Here is a 7,104-nt window from a genome sequence, read left to right as displayed (position 1 = left end):
GGGTTTTCCGAAATTTCTCCCCTGTTTGAGGGGAGATGCCGAAGGCAGAGGGGTAAATAATGAAAATTCGATTTTCAGCTTGCTGAAATAAATTTAGTGAAATACACCTTGGCTCTGCCACGGTGATAGTCAAATTTAAGAATTTTCTTTATTCCAAAATGAATTTATTTTCATTTTTGTTTAAGTCCTATAATTATAGCAGATTAACAAAATTCTTGACTGAATCACTATACAAAAAAATTTGCATAAGAAAAATTATGTTTTATAAATATTTATTCTTAAGGGAGGAATAATGAAATTTAGAAGTCTAATCGCATTATTAATTCTTGTTGTACTTTCCTGCAGTATTTGGGCTGCAGATCAAGATTTGAATGCACAAGGTAAAAAAAGTCTTCGCTCTGCAAATATGCATTTAAAAGGTGGACGTTATGAGAAAGCACTTCCTCTTTATGAAGAAGTTTTAGCTACAAATCCTCATAATGTAGAAACACTCAAAAAGCTTGGAAGTATCTATTTCGATGTGGAAAAAGATTACAAAAAAGCTTATGAATATTTCATGAAAGCTCAAAATGAAATTGACGAATTGTATGCTGAATACGAAACTATGAAGCAAACAGATGAAAAAGCTGCTAATAAATTCTTTAAAAAGCAAATCAGTAAACAAGATATTGACGATTACAAAGACCAGCTTCAGCCACTTCTTATGAGCTGCTGGGTAAAGCTTTTCAACGAAGCAAAAGACTATTTCGATAATGAAGATTATCAAACCGCTCTTGATAAGTATCTTTATATTTATGAAATAGCTCCAGACAGCGTTCAAACAACAAAAATGCTAGCCTACACATACAGTCGTCTGGAAATGCCAGACGAATCTCTGCAATTCATGATAAAGAGTGCAGAACTTGATTCTCTGGATGATTATGTTCGTACAAATATCGGTAATATTTATTTTCAAAAAGAACAGTTTGAAGAAGCTATAAAGTGGTATCAGGACGCTGCGGATATAAATCCCAATATAGTTGATAATTACTTCAATATGGCTCTCTGCTACATGAGACTTCAAGATGATGAAAAAACGATGGCTGCTTTTGAAAAAGTTTTAGAAATCGAACCAGATAATCTGGATGCTCTGGTTAATAATAGTAATATTGCACTAAAGCTTGAGCAACATGAAAAATCATTAGATTATTTGAAGAGAGCTGTTGAGATAGCACCAGATCAGGAAGATTTTATTTCCAATTTGACTTACAGACTGGCTCAAGATCAGAAATTCGATGAAGTACTGATCTATGCGGAAAAGTGGAAAGAGATCAATCCAGAATCTGAAGAAGCACAGCAGCTGATAAATCTGGCAAAACAAAAATTGAAAAAATAACATACAGTGCGAAAGTGGTGGAATTGGTAGACACGCTGGATTTAGGATCCAGTGGGAGCAATCCTGTAGGGGTTCGAGTCCCCTCTTTCGCACCAAGATTTCATTATAAGGAGAATTCGTGAAAATCGAAATTAAAGACATTACACAATGTGAAAAAGAAATAACGGTTACTGTCGATAAAGATGAAGCTTTGCAGGAATATAACAAAGTACTGCGAAAATTTAAAAATTATGTAGTAATTCCTGGCTTTCGCAAAGGGAAAGCACCTTTGAATATGATTGAAAGAAATTATAGTGAACATGCCAAAGAAGAATTTTACAATCAGAAGTTAGGTGAATTCTACAAAAAAGCTATCGATGAAAAGAAACAGAATCCTATAAATCAAGGTGAACTAACCGATGTGAAATGGGAAAAGGGAAAAGAACTGGTTGCCACTTTCAAATATGAAATAATGCCTACAATTAATGTGGAAAAATTCAAAGGTTTGAAAGTTCCTTTTGAAGAAACTAAATTCCAGAAGAAAATGGTGGATGATACAATCGAAGATTTCCGACAGAAAACAGCAACTGAAGAAACGGTGGAAAAAGCAGAAAAAGGTGATCTTATTACTGCTAAGATCAAATTCTTGGATGATGAAGATAACGTTACCAAAGATTTCCAGCGCGTTTTTGCATTGGATGACAATTCTTATTCCAAAACATTCAACAAAAACTTGAGTGGCTGCAAAGTCGGTGATGAAATAAAAACTATATTATTCACAAATTCTCAAGAATCGGAAGATGATGAAATTGGTGAAGATATAAAAGATCGTGAATTTCTGGTTGAAATTAAAGAGATCAAAAGAAAGATACTTCCAGAACTGAATGATGATTTTGCCAAAGACCTGGAATATGATTCTCTGAAAGACCTAAAAAATAAGATCGAAGAAGAACTTAAGAAAAAACTGGCCAAAGATAATGCAGAAAGAAAACAACAGAGCATCGCTACTGCTTTGGTAGAAAACAATCCTTTTGACGTTCCAGCTTCGATGGTGAAAAACTATGCTGAAAACATGGCAAAACCTTATGCTGAGCAATATAAAATAGAATTGGAAAAGATTACTCCTATGTATGAAAAAATCGCTGAATTCCAATTGAAAAATCATTTCATAATTGATACTCTTAAGAAGTCTCAGGAAATCGAACTGACCGATGAAGATAAGGAAGCCGCTATTAAAGAAGCTGCTGAAAATCTGAATATGGAAGTTGACAAATATAAAGAGATGTATAAAAAGCAGATAGAGAGTGATGATTTTAAATATGCTTTGGAAGAAAAGAAACTGATGGATATGATTGAAAAATCATCTAAGTTTGTACCATATCCAAAAGAAGAAAAGAAAAAAGAGGAGAAATAAATGCCATATGTTCCCATCGTTGTAGAGCAGGAAGGCCAAACAGAACGAGCTTACGATATATATTCCCGTCTGCTGAAAGATCGAATAATTTTCCTCGGTTCGCCCGTCGATGATAACGTAGCCAATGTAATAATTGCTCAGCTCTTGCATTTAGCTGCCGAAGATCCTGAAAAAGACGTTTACATGTATATTAACACCCCAGGCGGAATTGTATCTTCCGGTCTGGCAATTTACGACACAATGCAATATATCCGCTGCGATGTAAGTACTATCTGCATTGGACATGCAGCCAGCATGGGAGCTCTTTTACTTGCTGCCGGTCAACCTGGAAAACGTTTTGCCCTTCCCCACAGCCGCATCATGATCCATCAACCTCTGGGTGGAGCGCAAGGTCAGGCATCTGATATCGAAATTCAAACTAAAGAGATTCTATATCACAAAAAAACTCTGGCCGAAATCCTGCATAAACATACTGGAAAGACCCTGAAACAAATCCAAAAAGATACTGATCGTAATTTCTTCATGAGTTCCGGGGAAGCTAAAGATTATGGTCTTATCGATGAAGTAATAAAATCTAGAAAAGAATCATTACAAAACAAAAATGGAGAGAAATAGTGGATTCTTCAAATCTTAATAAATGTTCTTTTTGTGGTAGAACCGAAGCCGAAACGACTTTCCTGATAAAAGGAATAAGTGGAAATATCTGCGATGAATGTACAAATATGTGCAGCACAATTATCGAAGCAGATCATCAAAAACATGAATTTGATAATTTCGTTTTACCTACACCAAAAGAAATCCATAAACTTCTAAATCAATATGTTATTGGCCAAGATTCTGCCAAGCAGATCATTTCTGTAGCAGTTTACAATCATTATAAAAGAATATTTAAACAAAAACCAAATGATGATATTGATATAGAAAAAAGCAATATCCTGATGATCGGACCAACCGGTTCTGGAAAAACCCTTATTGCTCAAACTTTGGCAAGAATTCTTAAAGTTCCTTTTGCTATAGCTGATGCAACAACTCTTACAGAAGCCGGTTATGTTGGTGAAGATGTGGAAAACATACTTGTTCGTCTTTTGCAGAATGCGAATTACGATATTGAAAAAGCGGAAAAGGGAATTATCTATATCGATGAATTGGATAAAATCGCGCGCAAAAGCGAAACTCCTTCTATCACAAGAGACGTTTCTGGCGAAGGTGTACAGCAGGCACTTCTAAAAATACTGGAAGGTGCCAAAGTTAACGTTCCTCCCAAAGGCGGAAGAAAACATCCACAGCAGGAATTCATCGAAGTTGATACAAAAAACATCTTGTTTATAGCTGGTGGCGCTTTCTTTGGTTTGGAAAAGATCATCAAAAAACGTCTGAAAAAGAAAACAATCGGATTTGATGTAGATCAAAAAGTAGAAAATCTTGAAAATATCGATTTTTTCAGTAAATCAATTCCGGATGATATGATAAAATACGGTTTGATACCTGAATTGGTTGGTAGAATTCCTGTTGTCAGTTCTCTGGAGGAACTTGATCAGGATGCTTTGATCCAGATCTTAACAAAACCCAAGAATGCTATTTGTAAACAATATAAGAAGTTATTTGAAATTGAAAATGTTAAACTCGATTTCAGTGTCGATGCTTTGCGAGAAATTGCTAATATAGCATTGCACCAAAAGATTGGTGCCAGAGGGCTGCGGGCGATCATGGAAAAATTTATGATCGAGATTATGTATGATATTCCGGAAATGGATAATTTGAAAGAATGTCTTATTTCAAGAGATGTTGTTTTAGGAGAAAGTGATCCCATTTTCTCTTTTGAACAAGCTAAAGAAAGCGGTAAATCAGCTTAAATATAGATTTGTAGATAATAACTTTTGATAGCCCGATTTGTCGGGCTATTTTTATTTTAATGCTTTCCTGATCTCGATTAGAAGGTCTTCATCAAAAATGGGTTTCATGATATATGCTGCAGGTTTAGTTTCCATCGCTTTTTTCACTGTTTTTGCTTCCGAAAAGGCTGTAACAAAGATCACAGGAATACCCATTTTAAGTCCGATTTCCTTTGAAAGTTCTATTCCATTCATTCTTCCAGGCAGATCGATATCTACCAAAACCAGGTCAGGCCTTTCCTGTTTTATTTGTTTAAGAGCTTCCTCTCCCCTGTCGTGAACTGAAATGACTTCATACCCTTCCATATCAAGCAGCATTTTTATGTCTTGAGCAATGATTTGCTCATCTTCCACAATTAAGATTTTCTTCATAATCTATCCTTTAAAAATTAGTTGATATCTTATTCCATCTGTTATTTCCAAGTTTACATTTGCTTCCAGTTGAGCAGCCAATATTTCGATTAGACTCATGCCCAATGATTCCTTATTTATTTTTGATTTTTCTATTCCCACTCCATTATCTTTATATTGGAAATTCAACTTTCCCTTTTCTTTCTGCATTGTAATATTAATCTTACCATTTTGCCCGTCAGGAAATGCGTATTTCAAGGAATTGGAAAATAATTCATTCAATATCAACGCCATAGGAATTGATTTATTAATATTAAGTTCAATGGATTCGTCAATGTTTAAGATCAAGTCAATATTTAATTTTGAAATTTTGTAAGCATTCATCAGAAAATCAGTTAAACTTCCGATGTAGATTTTAAAATTAATTTTTTCGAAATCACCTTCCTGATACAATTTCTGATGGATCATCGACATTGTTCGAATGCGATATTCGGTATTTCGAAATTTATTTAAAGAATCTTCATCTTTGATAGCTCGTGATTGCATACTAATCAGGCTGGATATTACCTGTAGATTATTCTTTACCCGATGATGAATCTCTGCCAGTAAAACTTCTTTTTCTTTCAAAGAATTTTTTAATTTCTGCTCAGCTTTCTTCTGCTCAGTAATATCCAAAATTATGCCATTTGCATATTCAATGATTTCGGTGTCTTCATAAGGCATCCCAGTAGCACGGACTTCCAACCAGCGAATTCCCAGTTCAGGATGATCGTAACGAAAAATCTGTTCAAATTTATAGGGAGGTTTTATTCCTGCTTCATTTGCAGCCAATACTTCAGGAAGATCTTGAGAATGAACATGAGTAAACCATTTCTCAAAATCAAATTTATCTTCTTCTCTTATTCCCAGCACTTTTGCAAAAGATGGACTTACATGAACTACATTTATTTTTCCGGTGTTTCTATCCAATCTGGTTCTATATAAAATATATCCAGAAGGATTATCAAATAAAGAAGTAAGGTGTTTACTTTTTAATTCTAATTCTTTTTGAGCTTTTCTGGTTTCAGTTATGTCAAAAATTACTCCATCCAGAACCGGGTCGTTATGATTTTTTTTAATCGTACTTCTTCCCTTTTCGTGTACCCATAAAATCTCACCATTTCGTTTTATGATGCGATAAACTATATCAAATTCCTTACCCAAACCCAATGCTTCCTGTATTGCATCATAAACTATGCTGTTATCTTCTGGCAAAATGATATCTTTCCAGTTTATCTTCCTGTCGATAAATTCTTGAGGTTTATATCCTGTAATATTCTCAACTTCTTTACTAATATATTGCATTCGCCATGGTGGATGAATCTCGCAACGATACACAATTCCTGGAATATTATCGATAAGAATCTGCATTCGTATCTGATTCTCGATAACTTCCTGAGTAATTTCTTCTACAAGAGTTTCCAGATTCTTCTTTTCTTGCCGCAATTTATCTTCTGCTTTTTTTATGCGCAGCATCACATTTATCTGCGCAGCTAATTCTCCTTCATCTATCGGTTTTCCAATAAATGAATCAGCTCCGGCTTTGAAACCTTTAATGCGAGATTCAGGATCAGTTCGAATTGCAGTAATCATAATAATTGGAATGTGCTTCGTCTCTTCATTTGTTTTTAATATTTTACATGCTTCATATCCATCCATTTCTGGCATTTTCACATCGAGTAAAATAGTATCGGGTTGTTCACGTTTCGCTTTTTCGATTCCATCTTTGCCGTTCATTGCAGTGTAAACTTTACAATCTGGCAACAAGTGTGAAATTAAAGCATTATAAGTTATTATATTGTCCCTGTTATCATCAATCGCCAATATTTTCATACCGTCTCCATTTCTGAATTGCTACGAATAAAATTATTTTTCTTTTTCCTGTCAAATTATTACTTAAATATATTTTATACACGAGTCCCCTCTAAAAACTCGATTTTAGTTTAACCATTTCACAACCTTCAATTTTATTGACGCTCAACAAAAATGGATCGAAAAACCCAAATTTAACTCCGAAATGGGCAAAACAAGCTCTGAAAAACTTCTCTATATGT

The 7,104-nt window shown here is 34.5% G+C and carries 6 protein-coding genes and 1 tRNA gene; 5 read left to right on the top strand and 2 right to left on the bottom strand.

What is annotated here, in order from left to right; genetic code table 11:
• The first annotated feature begins 292 nt into the window (after positions 1-292).
• The 5 genes from K9N40_12630 (at position 293) to clpX (ending at position 4,621) form a co-directional block, all read left to right on the top strand.
• Positions 293-1,375, top strand: coding sequence for a tetratricopeptide repeat protein (locus K9N40_12630; protein ID MCF7815312.1), 1,083 nt, complete (start codon positions 293-295; stop codon positions 1,373-1,375).
• A gap of 8 nt (positions 1,376-1,383) precedes the next feature.
• Positions 1,384-1,470, top strand: a tRNA-Leu gene (locus K9N40_12625).
• 23 nt (positions 1,471-1,493) lie between these two features.
• A complete protein-coding gene (gene tig, locus K9N40_12620) occupies positions 1,494-2,768 on the top strand; it encodes a trigger factor (protein ID MCF7815311.1) in 1,275 nt (424 codons plus the stop codon).
• Positions 2,769-3,383 carry an ATP-dependent Clp endopeptidase proteolytic subunit ClpP gene (gene clpP / locus K9N40_12615; protein MCF7815310.1) on the top strand — a complete coding sequence of 205 codons (615 nt, stop codon included), beginning with the start codon at positions 2,769-2,771 and terminating at the stop codon, positions 3,381-3,383.
• Positions 3,380-4,621, top strand: a complete 1,242-nt coding sequence (gene clpX / locus K9N40_12610) for an ATP-dependent Clp protease ATP-binding subunit ClpX (GenBank protein ID MCF7815309.1) — start codon at positions 3,380-3,382, stop codon at positions 4,619-4,621. Before clpP ends, clpX begins: the two co-directional genes overlap by 4 nt.
• Positions 4,622-4,672: 51 nt before the next feature.
• On the opposite strand, the gene K9N40_12605 is transcribed toward clpX, so the two are convergent.
• Both K9N40_12605 and K9N40_12600 read right to left on the bottom strand, forming a co-directional pair.
• Entirely contained in the window at positions 4,673-5,032 is a 360-nt protein-coding gene (locus K9N40_12605) for a response regulator (GenBank protein ID MCF7815308.1), read from the bottom strand.
• Positions 5,033-5,035: 3 nt separating this feature from the next.
• On the bottom strand, positions 5,036-6,883 hold the full coding sequence (locus tag K9N40_12600; GenBank protein ID MCF7815307.1) for a PAS domain-containing protein: 1,848 nt from the start codon (positions 6,881-6,883) through the stop codon (positions 5,036-5,038).
• Between the last annotated feature and the right edge of the window lie 221 nt (positions 6,884-7,104).

Source organism: Candidatus Cloacimonadota bacterium (assembly GCA_021734245.1).
Lineage (GTDB): Bacteria > Cloacimonadota > Cloacimonadia > Cloacimonadales > TCS61 > B137-G9.
This window is presented reverse-complemented; position numbering and strand designations above follow the sequence as displayed.